The 15,857-nt window shown below is 72.0% G+C and carries 16 protein-coding genes and 1 pseudogene; 8 read left to right on the top strand and 9 right to left on the bottom strand.

Annotated features, from left to right (window positions below; translation table 11 throughout):
• Positions 1 to 6 precede the first annotated feature (6 nt).
• Complete coding sequence (locus JKJ07_RS50070; RefSeq protein ID WP_236029854.1) at positions 7 to 1,188, bottom strand: sensor histidine kinase; 1,182 nt, start codon at positions 1,186 to 1,188, stop codon at positions 7 to 9.
• A gap of 132 nt (positions 1,189 to 1,320) precedes the next feature.
• Between JKJ07_RS50070 and JKJ07_RS24960 the strand changes: the two genes are divergently transcribed.
• Entirely contained in the window at positions 1,321 to 2,271 is a 951-nt protein-coding gene (locus JKJ07_RS24960; RefSeq protein ID WP_236029853.1) for an alpha/beta fold hydrolase, read from the top strand.
• Here JKJ07_RS24960 and JKJ07_RS24955 read toward each other — a convergent pair.
• Entirely contained in the window at positions 2,237 to 3,121 is an 885-nt protein-coding gene (locus JKJ07_RS24955; protein ID WP_202994193.1) for an EamA family transporter, read from the bottom strand. The two genes, JKJ07_RS24960 and JKJ07_RS24955, sit on opposite strands and share 35 nt — an antisense overlap.
• A 68-nt stretch (positions 3,122 to 3,189) precedes the next feature.
• Here JKJ07_RS24955 and JKJ07_RS24950 point away from each other — a divergent pair, with 68 nt between their 5' ends.
• From JKJ07_RS24950 to JKJ07_RS24940, 3 genes and pseudogenes are all read left to right on the top strand, one after another.
• Positions 3,190 to 4,065, top strand: a complete 876-nt coding sequence (locus JKJ07_RS24950; protein ID WP_202994192.1) for a LysR family transcriptional regulator — start codon at positions 3,190 to 3,192, stop codon at positions 4,063 to 4,065.
• Positions 4,058 to 4,543, top strand: a pseudogene (locus JKJ07_RS24945) (GNAT family N-acetyltransferase); the annotation flags it as partial. The gene JKJ07_RS24950 and the pseudogene JKJ07_RS24945, both read left to right, overlap by 8 nt.
• A gap of 72 nt (positions 4,544 to 4,615) precedes the next feature.
• Positions 4,616 to 5,002 (top strand): tetratricopeptide repeat protein, encoded by a 387-nt coding sequence (locus JKJ07_RS24940; RefSeq protein WP_202994610.1) that lies wholly within the window; start codon positions 4,616 to 4,618, stop codon positions 5,000 to 5,002.
• Here the strand turns inward: JKJ07_RS24940 and JKJ07_RS24935 are convergent.
• From JKJ07_RS24935 to JKJ07_RS24925, 3 genes are read right to left on the bottom strand one after another with little or no spacing between them, the layout of a single operon-like run.
• A complete protein-coding gene (locus JKJ07_RS24935; RefSeq protein WP_202994191.1) occupies positions 4,984 to 5,580 on the bottom strand; it encodes a hypothetical protein in 597 nt (198 codons plus the stop codon). The genes JKJ07_RS24940 and JKJ07_RS24935 overlap by 19 nt on opposite strands.
• Positions 5,577 to 6,113 (bottom strand): RNA polymerase sigma factor, encoded by a 537-nt coding sequence (locus tag JKJ07_RS24930; RefSeq protein WP_202994190.1) that lies wholly within the window; start codon positions 6,111 to 6,113, stop codon positions 5,577 to 5,579. Before JKJ07_RS24930 ends, JKJ07_RS24935 begins: the two co-directional genes overlap by 4 nt.
• A 41-nt stretch (positions 6,114 to 6,154) precedes the next feature.
• The gene (locus tag JKJ07_RS24925; RefSeq protein ID WP_202994189.1) at positions 6,155 to 7,942 is read right to left on the bottom strand and encodes an ABC transporter ATP-binding protein; all 1,788 of its coding nucleotides are present in this window, start codon (positions 7,940 to 7,942) and stop codon (positions 6,155 to 6,157) included.
• Positions 7,943 to 8,029: 87 nt separating this feature from the next.
• Between JKJ07_RS24925 and JKJ07_RS24920 the strand changes: the two genes are divergently transcribed.
• Positions 8,030 to 8,455, top strand: a complete 426-nt coding sequence (locus JKJ07_RS24920) for a MarR family winged helix-turn-helix transcriptional regulator (RefSeq protein ID WP_202994188.1) — start codon at positions 8,030 to 8,032, stop codon at positions 8,453 to 8,455.
• Between the two features lie 144 nt (positions 8,456 to 8,599).
• On the opposite strand, the gene JKJ07_RS24915 is transcribed toward JKJ07_RS24920, so the two are convergent.
• Positions 8,600 to 9,439 (bottom strand): tetratricopeptide repeat protein, encoded by an 840-nt coding sequence (locus JKJ07_RS24915; protein ID WP_202994187.1) that lies wholly within the window; start codon positions 9,437 to 9,439, stop codon positions 8,600 to 8,602.
• Between the two features lie 152 nt (positions 9,440 to 9,591).
• On the opposite strand from JKJ07_RS24915, the gene JKJ07_RS24910 reads away from it, so the two are divergent.
• The gene (locus JKJ07_RS24910) at positions 9,592 to 9,783 is read left to right on the top strand and encodes a hypothetical protein (protein WP_202994186.1); all 192 of its coding nucleotides are present in this window, start codon (positions 9,592 to 9,594) and stop codon (positions 9,781 to 9,783) included.
• 36 nt (positions 9,784 to 9,819) lie between these two features.
• Here the strand turns inward: JKJ07_RS24910 and JKJ07_RS24905 are convergent, their stop codons facing one another.
• Positions 9,820 to 10,308, bottom strand: coding sequence for a MarR family winged helix-turn-helix transcriptional regulator (locus JKJ07_RS24905; RefSeq protein ID WP_202994185.1), 489 nt, complete (start codon positions 10,306 to 10,308; stop codon positions 9,820 to 9,822).
• Between the two features lie 73 nt (positions 10,309 to 10,381).
• Here JKJ07_RS24905 and JKJ07_RS24900 point away from each other — a divergent pair, with 73 nt between their 5' ends.
• Positions 10,382 to 12,391 (top strand): MMPL family transporter, encoded by a 2,010-nt coding sequence (locus tag JKJ07_RS24900; protein ID WP_202994184.1) that lies wholly within the window; start codon positions 10,382 to 10,384, stop codon positions 12,389 to 12,391.
• Here JKJ07_RS24900 and JKJ07_RS24895 read toward each other — a convergent pair.
• Positions 12,340 to 13,482, bottom strand: coding sequence for an LLM class flavin-dependent oxidoreductase (locus tag JKJ07_RS24895; protein WP_202994183.1), 1,143 nt, complete (start codon positions 13,480 to 13,482; stop codon positions 12,340 to 12,342). The two genes, JKJ07_RS24900 and JKJ07_RS24895, sit on opposite strands and share 52 nt — an antisense overlap.
• A 47-nt stretch (positions 13,483 to 13,529) precedes the next feature.
• Here JKJ07_RS24895 and JKJ07_RS24890 point away from each other — a divergent pair, with 47 nt between their 5' ends.
• Positions 13,530 to 14,795 carry a sulfite oxidase gene (locus JKJ07_RS24890; RefSeq protein ID WP_202994182.1) on the top strand — a complete coding sequence of 422 codons (1,266 nt, stop codon included), beginning with the start codon at positions 13,530 to 13,532 and terminating at the stop codon, positions 14,793 to 14,795.
• Here JKJ07_RS24890 and JKJ07_RS24885 read toward each other — a convergent pair.
• A complete protein-coding gene (locus JKJ07_RS24885) occupies positions 14,752 to 15,666 on the bottom strand; it encodes a hypothetical protein (protein ID WP_202994181.1) in 915 nt (304 codons plus the stop codon). The two genes, JKJ07_RS24890 and JKJ07_RS24885, sit on opposite strands and share 44 nt — an antisense overlap.
• Between the last annotated feature and the right edge of the window lie 191 nt (positions 15,667 to 15,857).

Here is a 15,857-nt window from a genome sequence, read left to right as displayed (position 1 = left end):
CCCCGTTCACGACGACACCTTGGACGGCATGACGGTCTCGAGGCGGAACCCGCCGTCCTCGTCCGGGCCGACCTCGAGCGTGCCGCCGATCGACTCCACCCGCTCGCGCAGCCCCGCCAGCCCCGTCCCGCTGCTGATCGCCCCGAGCGCCCGCCGGCCCGCTCCGTTGTGCACCACGATGCGCACGCGATCGGGCAGATACTCCGCATCGACCCGGACCGCCGCGCCGTGGGCATGCTTGCGCGCGTTGGTCAGCGCCTCCCGCACGACCCGATACGCCGTACGCCCGGTGACCCGCGACAGCCCCGAGAACTCCCCCGCCTCGACGAACTCGACCCGCTGCCCCGCCCGTTCCGCCGCGTGCACCAGCTCGGCCAGCGGCGGTGTCGGCGGCTCGTCGAGCGGCGTCTCCAGTGGCTTGCCGCCGCGCCGCAGCACCCCGACCAGCTCCCGCAGCTCGTCGAGGGCCAGAGCACCGTTGGCCCGCAGCTCCTCGGCGGCGGCGCGGGTGGTGTCGTCGGGGGCGTGCATCGTCAGCGCGCCCGCCTGCAGCGTCATCAGCGTGACCCGGTGCGCGACCAGGTCGTGCAGCTCGGTCGCCAGCCGCGCCCGTTCCTCGGCCCGCGCCTGCTCGGTCCGCCACCATTGTTCGCGTTCCGCGTTGTCGGCCCGCTCGCGCAGCAACTGGATGCGGCGGCGGCGCGCCGCCAGGTAAAGCGCGAACAGCGGCGCGACCGCGCTGTGCAGCACGCCGTTGACGAGGAAGGCCGTCGACGGCTCCCACGGCCGCATGCTCACCACGGCCAGCACCGCGATCAGCGCCCACACCCGCGCCGACCAGCGCCTCGGCACGCCGCGCTCGGTGATGTTCTCCACCGCGACGGACAGGGCGAACGGGATCCACGCGCTCACCGACAGCACGGTCTCGGCGACCTGATCGGGCGCGGTGAACAGGGCCAGGGTCTGCACGAGGGCCGAGACCACGATGGTCACCGCCACCCCGGTCGGCCACTTGCGCCGCAGGAGGATGACGGACGACGTCGCGAGCTGCACCGCGGCGATGCCCCACCCGTACGCGGAAGCGGTTGGGCTTTTTCCGACCCGCGCGGCCGCCAGGCCACCCAGCACCGCTGCCGCGAGAAGAGCGGTCAGCAGCACCGAGTCGACCAGCCGGTTCCGCCGTTTCATGGGCCCGACGGTACAGGCGGGCGAGGCGGGGCGGACCCTACCAAAGTAGGTGCCCGGCCCGTACTTTCTCCGCTGCCGCTCACCGCCGTCCCGGGGCTGAATGGACACCGACAGCCACGAAGGGAGAAGGCGATGACGAAGATGACGAGGCGCGGAGTGCTGGGGATCGCCGCGGGCGCGGCGGCCGCCGTGGCCACACCGTCGGCGGCGCCGGCCCAGGGCCCGCCGCGGCGTGACGGGGTCACCACGATCGTGCTGATCACCGGGGCCAACGGGTCGGCCGGCGGCGACCCCGAGCTGACCCTGCGCGGGCATCGGACAGTCGGTGTCGAGCTGCCGGGCCACGGATTGCGGGACGCCCAGTTCCGCCGGTCTTATCAGGCACCGCAAAATCTGGCCCGGCTCGCGACCGAACGCTCGCCGATGGCCGGCGTCACCCTCGACGACTACGCCGAGGCCGCCGTCCGGGTGGTGCGCCGTGCGGCGGAGCTCGGCCCGGTGATCGCGTGGGCCGGCAGCATGGGCGGCGCGACGCTCAACCGGGTCGCCAACGAGGTGCCCCGGCTGCTCAAGCGGATCGTCTACAGCTCGGCGTTCTGCTGCGTCGACCTGCCCCGCATGGCCGACTATCTGCAGCTGCCCGAGGCCCGCGAGAGCATGATCCTCGAGCTGGGCAGCGCGGGCATCGGCGACCCGGCGGTGATCGGCGCCAGCCGCACCAATTTCCGGACGAACGACCTCACGATGCTGGCCAAGATGAAGCAGGCCCTGTGCGCCGACGCGACCGACGCCGAGTTCCTGGCCATGCTCAACGGCATGCATCCGGACGAGTCGATCGAGGTGCCGCTGGCCGACACCCGTGGCCACGTCGACACGTGGGGCACGATCCCGCGTACGTTCATCCGCCACACGCGCGACCGGATCATCCCGCTCGCCCTGCAGGATCGCATGATCGCCGGGGCCGACCGGGCGACGCCGCACAACAAGTTCGAGGTGCGCTCGGTGGCGACGTCACACGCCCCCGACGTGGAGGGCTGGGCCGCGACGATCAACATCGTGGACGAGCTGGCCCGTCGGCGATAGGCGGAGACGGCAGAGCCGGGGAGGAGACGACCGCCCGGCGTCGGGTGGCGGCCCCGGCATTGGCCAGGACGACGAGGGCGATGCCGATCCACTGCCCGAGGCCGAGCACCTGGCCCAGCAGGAGCAGCCCGGCCAGCGCGGCCAGCACCGGATGGACGCTCATGAACAGCCCGAAGAACTGGGTGGGCACACGACGCAGGATGAGCAGATCGGCGGCGTAGGGGATGACCGAGCTGAGCAGCCCGGCGCCCACGGCGAAACCGATGGCCGCCCCGTCGAGCCGACCGGCCACGGCCAGGCCGACAGCCACCGGCAGATACAGGAGGGCGGAGACGCTGGTAGCGGCGGCGGGGGCCTGCAATCCGGGCAGCCGCGCGCCGACCAGCCGGTTCAGGACGATGTAGGAGGCCCAGCAGGCGGCGGCGAGCAGACCCGTGCCGACGCCGAGGAAGTCGCTGGACGGGCCGGGCTGCACCAGCACGTACACGCCGGCGCCCGCCCCCACGGCGCAGAGCAGGTCGATCCGCGTACGGGAACCGGCGAGCGCGACGGCGAGCGGGCCCAGGAATTCGAGCGTGACGGCCAGCCCGAGGCCGATCCGGTCGATCGCCGTGTAGAGGCTGAGGTTCATGGTGGCGAAGACCAGCCCGAGCAGCAGCGTCGGCCACCACTGGCGCCAGGTGAAGCGGCGCAGGTTCGGGCGGGCGACGGGCAGCAGCACGGCGGCCGCGACGAACTGGCGCACCGCGACGACCCCGGCCGGGCCGATGGCGCCGAACGCGTGGGCGCCCAGCGCAGCGCCGACCTGGTTGCTGGCCCCGCTCGCGATCATCGCCACGATCCCTTTCATGGGTCCAGCCTCGCCGGGCGCCACTGATACGGGAAATGCATGACGCGGCGCAGTTATACGCTGTACGTATGGATCTGCAGCTGCGCCAGCTCCAGATGCTCGTGGCGGTGGCCGACGCGGGCACGTTCACCGACGCGGCGACGGTCGTGGGCGTCTCGCAGGCCTCGGTGTCGCGCTCGATCGCCGCGTTGGAGTCCGCCTTGGGCGTACGGCTCCTGCAGCGCACCACCCGCCACGTCGCCCTGACCGCCGCCGGGGCCAAGGTGCTGCCCGCCGCCCGCCGGGTGCTCGACGAGGTGGCCCACCTGCAGCGCACGGTCACGGAGTCCTCGGGCGAGCTGCGAGTCGGCTACAACTGGGCCGCGCTGGGCCGGCACACCCGCCGGCTGCAGAAGACGTGGGCCGCGGCCCACCCGTCCGTCCCGCTCGTGTTCGTGCAGTCGAGCACGGTCAGCGCCGGCCTGAGCGAGGGCCTGGTCGACGTGGCCGTGATCCGCCGTTCGCTGGACGACGATCCGCGCTTCGCGACGGCCCTGATCGGCGCCGAACGCCGGTTCGCCGCGATCGCCACCGACAACGTGCTCGCCCGCCGCCGTCAGCTGCGCATGGCCGACCTGCGGCGCTACCCCGTGGCCATCGACGCCCGCACCGGCACGACCACACCCGCCCTGTGGCATCCGGGTCCGCCGCCCGCCACGATCCGCCACACGCATGGCGTCGACGAGTGGCTGACGCTCATCGCCGCAGGTCAGGCTGTGGGCGTCACCTCCGAGGCGACCGCCCATCAGAACCCCCGCCCGGGCGTCGCCTACCGTGCCGTACGGGATGCTCCGCCGATCCCCGTCTGGCTGGTGTGGTGGTCCGACACGCCTCCGGCCGTCCTGCCCGAGCTGCTGGCCCTGACCCGCGAGACCTACGCCCCACCCGGGAGACTGCATGAGTAGCGTGACGATCCGCCCGATGCGGGCCGCCGACGCCGTCGCGGTGCTCGCGCTCTATCAGACCGGCCTCGACGGCGGGAACGCCAGCTTCGAGACCACCGCCCCCGCGTGGGAGGCGTTCGACGCGGGCCGCCTCGACGAGCACCGGTTCGTCGCGGTCGACGAGCGGCACAACGTGCTCGGCTGGATCGCGATCACGCCGGTGTCGGCCCGCCCGGTCTACGCGGGCGTGGTCGAGCATTCGGTCTACGTCTCCCCCGCCGCGCAGGGCCGGGGCGTCGGGCGCGCGCTGCTGCGGGCGCTGATCGACTCGACCGAGCGGGCGGGCATCTGGACGATCCAGTCCGGCATCTTCCCCGAGAACACTGCCAGCCTCGCCCTGCATCGCGCCTGCGGATTCCGTACGGTCGGGGTCCGCTCGCGGCTGGGCCGGCACGGCGACCGCTGGCGTGACGTCGTGCTGCTGGAGCGCCGCAGCCCCGACCGGGAGTCGCCGATCGCCGAGTTCTGGGCCGGCGCCGGTTCGCTCGGCGAGGACGAGGTCGTGGCCACGATGGACCAGCTGGCCGGCGACGACGCGGCAGGGCTGTTCGAGCGGGCGTCGGCGCGCGACTTCGCGGGCCGGGAGGCGGAGGCCGAGCCGCTCTATCGGGCCGCGCTCGCCGCCGGGCTCGACGACGACCTCCGCCCGCAGGCCGTGATCCAGCTGGCCAGCACGCTACGCAACCTCGGCCGGGCCGACGAGGCGGTCGCGCTGCTCACCGAGGCCGACGGGATGGAGGCGTACGAGGATGAACGCCTGGCCTTTCTCGCGTTGGCGCTGATCGACGCGGGCAACGAAAGACGTGCCGCGGCCCTGGCCGTTCGCGCCCTGGCCGCGCACGTTCCGCACTACGGTCGCGCGCTGACGGCGTACGCGGATCAGAAGGCCTCGTCGTAGAGCTCTTGCAGCCCGGGGGCGGTCGCCTCGCCGCTGTAGCCGCAGACCAGGATGCCGCCCTCGTTCGAGGCGACCAGGTAGTCGAGGCCGTTCTCGAACCTGCCGCTGCCCATGAGCGTCTCGGACGAGTAGCCCTCCTGCGCGACCCGCACCTCGGTGACCGGTTTCCCGAGGTAGACGCGGGTGACCGCGAGCGTGACGGTGCCGCGGCTGATGCCGGTGACCGTGCCCGCGAACGCGAAGTCGGCGTACTCCTTGAGCTTGGCGGCGGTCGGCTCGATGCACTTGGCGTTCGCGGCCGGCGGCGCGGCCAACTCGGTGGTGACCGGGGCGGCGACGGGCTGGCTCGGCCCGGAGGACGGCTGCGGTCGCGTCACCAGGAACCCTCCGACGGCGGCAATCAGCACAATCACGGCGGCGGCCATGGTGAGCAGGCGGGTGTCGAAACGCGGCCGGACAACGGCGGTGGTCATGGTCTTCTCCAGGAGGTTCGAGATGTCTTCAGGCGCCGCCGGGGTCAAGCCGGCGGCCGGGTCGGTGCGGCGCAGGCGCGAACGCAGGTCGTCGTCGTCCGTCATGGCCGTCTCCCCTCTGTCAACTCCTCATGTCCGCCGGGGTGGCTGTGCTTTCGCAGTTCGTCGCGTAGTTTCTGCTTGGCCCGGTGCAGCCGGATGCTCGCCGCGTTCGCGCTGATCCCGAGCACGGTCGCGATCTCGCCCGGCGTCAGGTCCTCCCACGCCCACAGGCGCAGCAGTTCCACGTCATCGGGGCGCAGCCGCGCCATCGCCTCGGCCAGTTCGCCGTCCGTGTCGTCCACCATCCGGGTCACCGCGCCGGGCGGGTCGAGCCGCAGGATCCGGGCGACCAGCCGGTTCTGCCGCCGGTGCGAGCGCTCGGCGTTGGCCAGGCAGAGCCGAGCGATCCCGTACGCCCAAGGCAGCAGCTCGACGGCGGGCATGTCGTCGAGGCGCCGCCAGCAGACCAGCAACGTCTCCTGCAGCACGTCGTCGGCGGTGGCCGCGTCGGTGCGCCGGGCCAGATAGCGCCGAACGGCGTCGACCACCGCGGGCGCCACCGCCTCGAAACGCCGCCGCCGCTCATCCGGATTCACAGGTCCCACCCTCACCTATGTCCGGCGCGGGCGTCGTCCTTTCACGCGGCCAGGGTGGCGTAGCGGCCGCCCACGTCGACCAGCGTGTCGTGGGTGCCGTTCTCGAGGATGCGGCCGTGGTCGACCACCGCGATCTGGTCGGCGTTGCGAATGGTGGACAGGCGGTGCGCGATGGTGACCGTGGTGCGGCCGCGGGACAGGTCGTCGAACGCCCGCTGCACCGCCCGCTCGGTCTCGTTGTCGAGCGCGCTGGTCGCCTCGTCCAGCACAAGGATGCGCGGGTCACGCAGGAGGGTGCGCGCGATGGCGATGCGCTGCTTCTCGCCGCCGGAGAACCGGTGGCCGCGGGAGCCGACCATCGTGTCGTACCCGTCGGGCAGGCCGGCGATCACGTCGTGGATCTGTGCGGCCCGGGCGGCCGCCTCGAGCTCGGCGTCGGTGGCGTCGGGTTTCGCGTACCGCAGGTTCTCGCGCACTGTCGTGTGCAGCAGGTACGTCTCCTGCGAGACCACGCCGACGATCGACGACAGGGTCTCCAGCGACAGGTCGCGCAGGTCGACGCCGTCGATCGTGATGCGGCCCGCGGTGGGGTCGTAGAGCCGGGCGATCAGGGCCGCGATCGTGCTCTTGCCCGAGCCGGTCTCGCCGACCAAGGCGAGCGACGTCCCGGCGGGCACGTCCAGGGTCACGCCGGCCAGGGCGGCGGCGGGGCTCCCGTCGTACGAGAATGTGACGTCCTCGAAGCGCAAGTGGCCGCGCGGCGCCGGCACCGCGACCGGGCGGGCCGGCTCCTCGATGTCGACCGGCAGGTCCAGATACTCGAAGATGCGTGCGAAGAGGGCCAGCGACGTGGTCACCGTGACACCCACGTTGAGCAGGGCCATCAGCGGGCGAAAGAGCCCGGACTGCAGGGCGGTGAACGCGACGAGCGTGCCGATGCTCATCGACCCGGCCGTGAACGGCAGGCCGGCGGCGAGGTAGATGATCGCCGGGATCGCGGCGAACACGATGCTCATCGCGGCCATCCGCCAGCGACCGGCGAGCTCGGAGCGCAGCTCGAGATCGATCAGGCGGCGCGACGAGTCGGTGAACCGCTCGACCTGCGCGGGGCCGGTGCCCATGGTCTTGCTCAGCTGCACGCCGCCGATGGACAGGCCCTCCTCGATGATGACGTTGAGGTCGGCCAGTTCGCGCTGGCGCTGCGCGGTGATGGCCCGGCGCATGCTCGCGACCCGGCGGGTGAGCCAGATCGACGGCGGCAGCACGAGCAGCGAGACCAGCGACAGCTGCCAGGAGAGGGCGGCCATGGCGACCGCGGTGGCGACGACCGTGGTCAGGTTCGAGGCGATCGAGGTGGCGGTGGAGGTGACGACGGCTTCCATGCCGCCGATGTCGTTGGTGATGCGCGACTGCACCTCGCCGGTGCGGGTGCGGGTGAAGAACGCGATCGACTGGCGCTGCAGGTGCCGGAACACGTCCGTACGCAGCCGGTGCATGACGCGCTGCCCGACCGTGGTCGAGATCCACGTCTGCACGACGCCGAGCGCGGAGGTCACGGCGGCGACGGCGACCATGCCGATCACCAGCCAGACGAGCAGTCGCACGTTCTGATCGGGCAGCGCGGAGTCGATCACTTCGCGCAGCAGGAACGGGCTGGCCATGCCGACGATCGACGAGACCACGATGGTGAGGACCACGACCCCGAGGGGGCGGCGGTGGTCGGTGAACAGGGAGCCGATGCGGCGCAGCGAGACGTTCTTGGCCTGCGCGATCTCGGCGGCGGTGGGCTTCTTCTTGCCGCGGGTGCGGCCTTCGACGGGGCTTTCCAAGAGCGGACCTTCTTCCGTACGGGAATCTGTATTGCTGAGGTTACCTCAACATGAGGGAACAACAGAAGTCCCTGGTACGGTATTCCCGTGCACGAGGTCGACGACGAGGGCCTGGCCGAGGAGTTCTTCTCGGTGTCACGCCGGCTGCGCCACCGCACGCGGGAGGCCCTGCTGCCGTGGGAGCTCACCCCGTCGCTGGGGCGCGCGATCAGCGTGCTCACCCGGCACGGCGACATGCGGCCCGGGGCACTGGCCGAGCATCTGCGGATCGCGCCCCGCTCGGCCACCGAGGTCGCCGACGACCTGCAGCGACTCGGCCTGGCCGAACGCCATCCGGACCCGGCCGACCGGCGCGCGGTGATCGTTACGCTGACCGACGAGGGCCGCCGGATCAGCCGCGAGATCAAGGCGGCCCGGCACGACGCGGGCGAGCAGTTCTTCGCGACCCTGTCTGCGGACGACCGCGCCGAACTGACCCGCCTGCTGCGCAAACTCCGCGACGCCGGCAAATAGCCGGACTTGCCCGGTTACACAAATCAAGAAGGGCCCACCCGACCGGGGGTACCCCCGCCCTCGGCCATTTTAGAGGGCGGGACAGATCTTGGCAGGGACGAGCGCCCCGGCCTGTGGACAGAGCGGGATTGTGGATAACCCGGGCTACCGCCGCATGTGGGTGTAGGCGGTCAGGCAGGCGGTGGCCCCGGTGCCGCAGAACGTGCCCACGAGCAGCGCCATCGGCACGTCGACACCCACCACCCGGATCAGGACGGCCAGCACCAGCAGCACGGCCAGGCAAACCCCGAACGCGACCCGCGCCACATGCCCCAGCGCCGACGACGGCGAGTCCGAGCCCCGCCGTACGCCCCCGGCCGGCACCCGCAGCGACTCCGCGAACTCGTCGGCCACCCGCACCAGCGAGTCAGCGTCCCGGATGTGCTCCTCGGCCGCGCTCAGGCGGCGCAGCTCGGCCAGCGCCCGCGGGTGTCCCGCCTCGAGACGCAGCGCACGCGAATAGGCCTCCCGCGCGCTCAGCGGCCGACCGGCGGCGAACAGCGCCATCCCGAACGCCACCTGCACGTCCGCGTCGTAGTGGGCGATCTCGGCCGCGGCCTCGAGCACGAGCGAGGCCTCCGCCGTACGGCCCGCGGCCAGCAACGCGCGACCGTGCCGCTCGGCCAGGCGCGGGTTGCCCGGGTCCTCGTCGGAGGCGGCGGCCGCGGCCGTGATGGCCAGGTCGTGCCGGCCGAGCGCGGTGTAGGCGGCGCTCACCCAGAACAGCTCCTCGATCCCGCGCGGCTGCAGGGTCAGCGCCGTACGGGCGGCTTCGAGCGCCTCCGCGTGCGCGCCCAGCGCCATCCGGGCCCGGGCCATGAGCAGCCACGCGACGCCGTTGCCGGGGTCGGCGCCGACGACGGGGCCCAGGAGGGTCGCGGCCTGGCCGGCCTGCCCGCTGGAGAGCAGGTCGCCGGCACGGTCGAGAAGGTTTTCGCTCTGCACGGAGGTGTGTTCGGCGCCGCCGGGGGCGGGTGGCGGTTCACACCGGGTGCGTTCGGGTTGCCGGAAACCCTTAACCGGGTCGGTGGCGATGCCGATCGAGAGCGGTTGCCAACGAGGAGCAACCCCCCACCCCGGAAGCGGAAGGAAAGACCATGACGATCGGGTCGAGCACTTGGATGTCGCACATCAGCCTCGTCCACCTGCACACGGATGTGCAGCGACTGCGAACGGACTTCGTCTCCGGCGCCGATCAGCAGACCATCGCCGCCGACCGCGCCGCCGTGCAGGACAGCCGCCGGGTGGTCAGCAATCACCGGGCCGCGCTGGTCGACGTCACCGTCTGAGCGCTCCGTGATGATCGGCTCCGGCCGCCGCCGCGATCAGGGCCGGCGGGGTGGAGTTCGGGTGCGGAGCTCGCGGTGATGCTCCGTGATCGCACCGAGCATCCCGCTCAGGAAGCTGCGCACGGTTTCCAGCTCGGCCGGGCTGAACTCGTCCATGACCGCCTGGCTGCGCCGCCCGAGCGGGCCGAAGAAGGCCACGGCGAGCTCCATGCCGGGTTCGCCGTAGCGCAGGTGCACCACACGACGGTCGGCACTTTCGCGCGTACGGCGTAAATGCCCCACCCGCTCGAGCCGGTCGATCACCGCAGTGGTCGCGCCCGAGGACAGACCGAGCGTCTCGCCGAGCCGTCCCGGCGTGAGCGGCTCACCCCGCCGCTCGGCGTGCATCACCGCGATCAGTGCCTGCAGGTCGGTGAAGTGCAGACCCTCCTGGCCGGCGAACGAGTGAGCGACATGCTGCGCCTCGATGCTGTAGAGCCGGAGCAGGTCCACCACATCAGCGCGCAGATCGTCCCGTTCCTTCACTGCGCCAGTGTTGCAGACGGCGGCCCCATGGGTAAGAATCTCGATCGTCGAGATACTTCATCGTGGAGGCTTCATGCGTCGCGCCTGGCTCACGCTTGTCATAGCGGTCCTGATCGGCGGGGGCGTGCTGGCCTTCGCGGGCCCGCTCGAGACGACCAACGACCCCACCGCCTCCCTGCCGGCCAACGCCGAGTCGACGCGCGTGGCCGAGCTCGAGCGGCAACTGCCGTCCGGCCAGGTCAACCCGGCCCTCATCGTCTTCGCCAAGGACGACGGCAGCGCGCTCACCCCGGCCGAGCTCGAGAAGATCCAGACGTTCGGCCAGCCGATCGTCGCCCCCGGCAAGGACGCGGCGATCGTCTCCAAGCCCTACCCCGCGGGCTACTCGGCCGAGCAGATCGTCGACGCCGTCACCCAGCTGCGCGAGCAGGTCCGCGCGGAAACCCCGCCGGGCATCACCGCACAGGTCACCGGAGGCGCCGGCTTCACGGCCGACCTGGCCGACAGCTTCTCCGGCGCCAACACCCGTCTGCTGATCGTCACCGTCGTCGTGGTGGCGCTGCTGCTGCTCGTCACGTATCGCAGCCCGATCCTGTGGCTGGTGCCGCTCGCGGTCGTCGGCCTGGCCGACCGGCTCAGCGGCTCGGTCGTGGCCATCCTGTCGCGGCACACCGACCTGGCCATCGACGCGTCGACCAACGGCATCATCACGGTGCTCGTCTTCGGCGCCGGCACCAATTACGCCCTGCTGATCATCTCGCGCTACCGGGAAGAGCTGCACCGGTACGAGGATCGGTTCGACGCGATGCGCAAGGCGCTCAAGGGCGCCGGCCCGGCCGTGCTGGCCAGCTCGGGCACGGTGGTGCTCAGCCTGCTCACGTTGCTGCTGGCCAGCCTGGGCAAGAACCTCGCGCTGGGCGTGGCCGGGGCGGCCGGCATCGCGATCGCCGCCGTCTTCGCGCTGTTCGTGCTGCCGCCCGCCTTGCTCGTTTGCGGCCGCGGACTGTTCTGGCCGTTCGTCCCGCGGGTCGGGCAGGCCGGGGTCGAGGCCGGCAAGGGCGCGTGGGCGCGCATCGGACGCGCGGTCTCGCATCGCCCGGTTGTGGTGACCGCGGCCGCCGTGGCCGTCCTGGCCGTACTGGGCAGCGGCCTGATCGGCACCAAGCTCGGCCTGTCGCAGGCCGACCAGTTCCGGGTCGAGGCCGAGGCGGTCGACGGCCTCGAGACGGTGAGCAAGTACTTCCCGGCCGGTGCGACCGATCCGGCCACGGTGATGACCACGCCCGCCCGCGCCGAGGAGGTGCTGGCCCTCGTCTCGAAGACGCCCGGTGTGGCGAGCGCGCGCATCGGCGAGCAGGCCGGCGAGCTGGCCAGCATCAGCGCGGTGCTGACGGCCGCGCCCGACACCCCGGAGGCCTACGACACCGTACGGGCGTTGCGTGAGCGGGTGAGCGGGGAGGACGCGCTCGTCGGCGGGAGCGTCGCCGCGGGCCTGGACGATCGGGACGCCGCCCGGCGCGACTTGACCGTCATCGTCCCGGCCGTCCTGCTCGTGGTGTTGTTCGTGCTGATCGGCCTGCTGCGCGCCCTGGTCGCTCCGGTGCTGCTGCTGGTGACGGTCATCGCCAGCTTCGGGGCCGCCCTGGGCGCGGGCAGCTGGCTGTTCCGGCACGTCTTCGACTATCCGGCGCTCGACACCGGCGTACCGCTGCTCTCGTTCCTGTTCCTGGTGGCGCTCGGCGTCGACTACAACATCTTCCTGGTCACCCGGGCCCGGGAGGAGACGCCGGAGCGCGGGACCCGCGACGGGATGGTGCACGCCCTGGCCGTGACCGGTGGCGTCATCACGAGCGCGGGCATCCTGCTGGCGGCCGTGTTCGGGGTGCTCGGCGTGCTGCCGGTGATCACGCTGACCCAGATCGGCGTGATCGTCGGCATCGGCGTACTGCTGGACACCCTGCTCGTCCGTACGGTGCTGGTGCCCGCGCTGGCCACCATGTGCGGCGACCGCTTCTGGTGGCCGTCCCGGCTTCAGCGCGCGGAGATCGGCACCCCCGCGAAGGGCACCGCCGACGTCGCCTGAACGCCGTCCCCCGCGGGGTGCCGCCACCCCCCGCGGCGGGCCAGCTCGGGCAGCACGCCCTCGCCGAACCAGTACGCCTCCTCGAGGTGCGGATAGCCGGACAGGATGAACTCGTCGATGCCGAGCGCCGCGTACTCCTCGATCCGGTCGGCCACCTCCTGATGGCTGCCGACCAGGGCCGTGCCCGCGCCGCCGCGCACCAGGCCCACACCCGCCCACAGGTTGGGCGAGACGACCAGGCCGTCGCGGTTGCCGCCGTGCAGGTCGAGCATGCGGCGCTGACCCTCGGACTCGCTGCGGGCCAGCCCGGCCTGCACCGCGGCGATCGCCTCCTCGGAGACGCCGCGCAGCAGCCGGTCGGCCTCGGCCCACGCCTGCTCGGCGGTGTCGCGCGCGATCACGTGCAGCCGGATGCCGAACCGCATGTCCGGCTTGAGCGACCGGATCCAGTCGAGCTTCTGCGCGACCTGCGCGGGCGGCTCACCCCAGGTCAGATAGACGTCGGCGTGGTCGGCGGCGACCGGGCCGGCCGCCTTGGACGAGCCCCCGAAATAGATGGCCGGCGCCACGTCGGGCACCTTGCTCAACTGCGCACCCTCGACGTGCAAATGCGCACCCTCGAACGTCACTGTCTCGCCGCGCAGAAGCGATCGCACAATGCCGAGAAATTCCCCCGTACGGGCGTAGCGCTCGTCCTTTCCCAAGAAGTCGCCGAACTGGCGCTGCTCGTGCGACTCGCCGCCGGTGACCACGTTGAGCAGCAACCGGCCGCCGGAGAGCCGCTGGAACGTCGACGCCATCTGCGCGGCCAGCGTCGGCGAGAGCAGACCCGGGCGGAAGGCGACGAGGAACTTGAGCCGCTCGGTGACCGAGGCGAGCATCGCCGTCGTCAGCCACGCGTCTTCGCACCAGGCGCCGGTCGGCGTGAGCGCGCCGACGAACCCGAGCTGCTCGGCCGCGCGCACGATCTGGGAAAGATAGTCGACGGTCGGCTGACGCACGCCGCCCGCCGACCCGACCGGCGTGCCGTGGCCGCCACCCACGATGTCGCGGCTGTCGCCGTTGGTGGGCAGAAACCAGTGAAAGTCCATGCCCGCACCCTACCTACTATTCCTATGAAGTCGATAGGCTCGCGGGCATGGATGAGCGTGCATACGACGACCGGCGGTTCCGTCAGTGGCAGGCCGGGCGGGCCCGCGGCCTCGACCGTCGCGACCTGCTGAAACTGGCCGCCCTCGGCGTCACCGCCCCGGCCCTGGCCGCCGTGGGAGCCTCCCCCGCCGCCGCGGCCGCCGCCGCCGCCGCCCCGATTGTCAAGCCGCTGCCGCCCGAGCTGTTCAAGCCGCTCGGCACCAACGCCGAAACGCTCTGGTCCTCGCTCAAGGACGTCGGCTACCACGTGCCGATCGACCGCTTCTTCGTCCGCAACCATACGAGCACCCCGATCATCGACAGCGCGTCGTGGCGGCTGACCGTGTTCGGCGCGGGCCTGCGCGGCGGCCCGGTCGAGTTCTCGTTGCGCGACCTCGAGCGCCTGCCGTCGGTGACGCGCTCGGTGACAATCGAGTGCGCGGGCAACGGCCGCAGCTACTTCACGACACAACAAGCCCAAACCGTTTCCGGTACGGCGTGGGGCCTGGGCGCCGTGGGCGTCGCGCGCTGGCGGGGCGTCAAGCTGTCGACCGTGCTGCGCCGGGCCGGGCTCTCGTCCCGCGCCGTCGACGTGCAGGCGGCCGGCCTCGACCCGAATTATGTGACCGGCGGCGTCGACCTGGGACCCGTACGGCGGCCTTTGCCCGTGCGCAAGGCCCTCGACGACGTCCTGCTCGCGTACGAGATGAACGGCTCGCCCCTGCCCGCCGACCACGGCCATCCCGTACGCCTGGTCGTCCCGTCCTGGATCGGCATCTCGTCGATCAAGTGGGTCGGCAGCATCGAGGTCTCCGACGAGCCGCTGTTCTCCCCGTGGAACACGCAGTTCTACAGGTTCTTCGGCCCCGATTTCCCGGCCGAGGGGCAGCCCTTCGACCGCCAGTCGATCAAGAGCGCGTTCGAGCTCGACCCCGGCGCGACGTTCCCGGCCGGCCTTCCCGTACGCCTGACCGGCCGCTCCTGGTCGGCCGCGGGCCGCATCAAGCACGTCGAGGTGAGCACCGACGGCGGCACCCGCTGGCGCCGGGCCCGCCCGGTCGGCCCGTCGATCGACAACGCCTGGCAGCGCTGGGAACTCGACTGGCGCCCGGCCGAAGGCCCGCACGTGCTGCAGGCCCGCGCCACCGACGTGCGCGGAAACGTGCAGCCCGATGTTGCGCGTTTCAACACGCTCGGCTACCTGTTCGACGCCGTGGTCAAGGTGCCCGTCACCGCTTCACCGGCACCGGCTGCCCCTGCTGCACTTCGATGACGGCCCGCCCGCCCAGCGGCTCCGACAGCGTGACCGTAACCGTGCGCATGTAGCCGACAAGCATGCAAGCGTGCGTGCTGCCGGCCGGAACGCTGGGCGGCGGGCCGTCGTAAGGCCGTTCCTGAATGAGAACGGCAACGGCCCGCTCGGACTCGACGGCCTCGGCGGTGTAGTCCGCGCCGCAGGGCTTGTCGGCCCCTTCCCGCGACCCCGTGAACTTCACCGTGAGCCGCAGCCCGTCGGGACGAGCCGCCTCGGCCGCGGCCCCGTGCGGGATGTCGTCGGGGTTGCCGGCCGGAGGATCCACCTGAACCGGGGTGCCGCTGTCGACGGCCGCCCGCAGAATGCGCATCTTCGTCTGCGCGAGCGTGTACTCCCACGCCGGCACGGTCGCTTCCCCCCGCGTAGTCATCACACGCATCGTGCCCAACCGCGCCCCCGTCACCGGATGCGGCGTGCACTCCGAGCACCGGTTGTCGGCAGCCATCAGCCGCAGCCCCTCCCGCGCCGAGATCAGCGGCAACGCCAGCCGCGCACCGCTCCCCCACACAACCTCGCCGGTCTGGCGGGGCGCCGCCGGCATCTCACCCGACGCGCGAAACAGCCCCGCCGAGATGACCTGCTTGAGGTGCTCATTGCTGGTCTCCAGCGCGCCCACACTGCCGGTCTCCGTCCGCCCGACCACGACGAAGCCCGCATCGCCCATCGCCTTGTCGTAGTTGGCGAGCACCACCCGGGCCCGTTCCCGCAGCCGTTGCAAGTTCTCAGGCGCACTCGGCCGCGACGGCTCGTCCAGCCCCTGCACGACGGTCGACGGCGCGGCACAACCCGCCAGCACCAGCCCTACCGCCATCGCCACCAGCAGCCGCATCTCATGCCCACGCGCTCCCCCGTCTCGCCGGGGCCCCTTCGACGCGCGTGAACCGTCGCAAGTTCCCGCAGTCCCCCGCAACCCCACCCTCACCAAGCAACCGGCCACCCATGAACACGAACCCGCCTTCGGGAGTGACCACACGTGCCCGCGCAACGAGCAAGACCGCGCAAACGCGCAACGACGAGCAC

The sequence above is a fragment of the Paractinoplanes lichenicola genome (genome assembly GCF_016785085.1).
GTDB classification, from domain to species: Bacteria; Actinomycetota; Actinomycetes; order Mycobacteriales; family Micromonosporaceae; genus Actinoplanes; species Actinoplanes lichenicola.
Note: the sequence above shows the minus strand (reverse complement) of the source record. Positions and strands in the feature narration are given on the sequence as shown.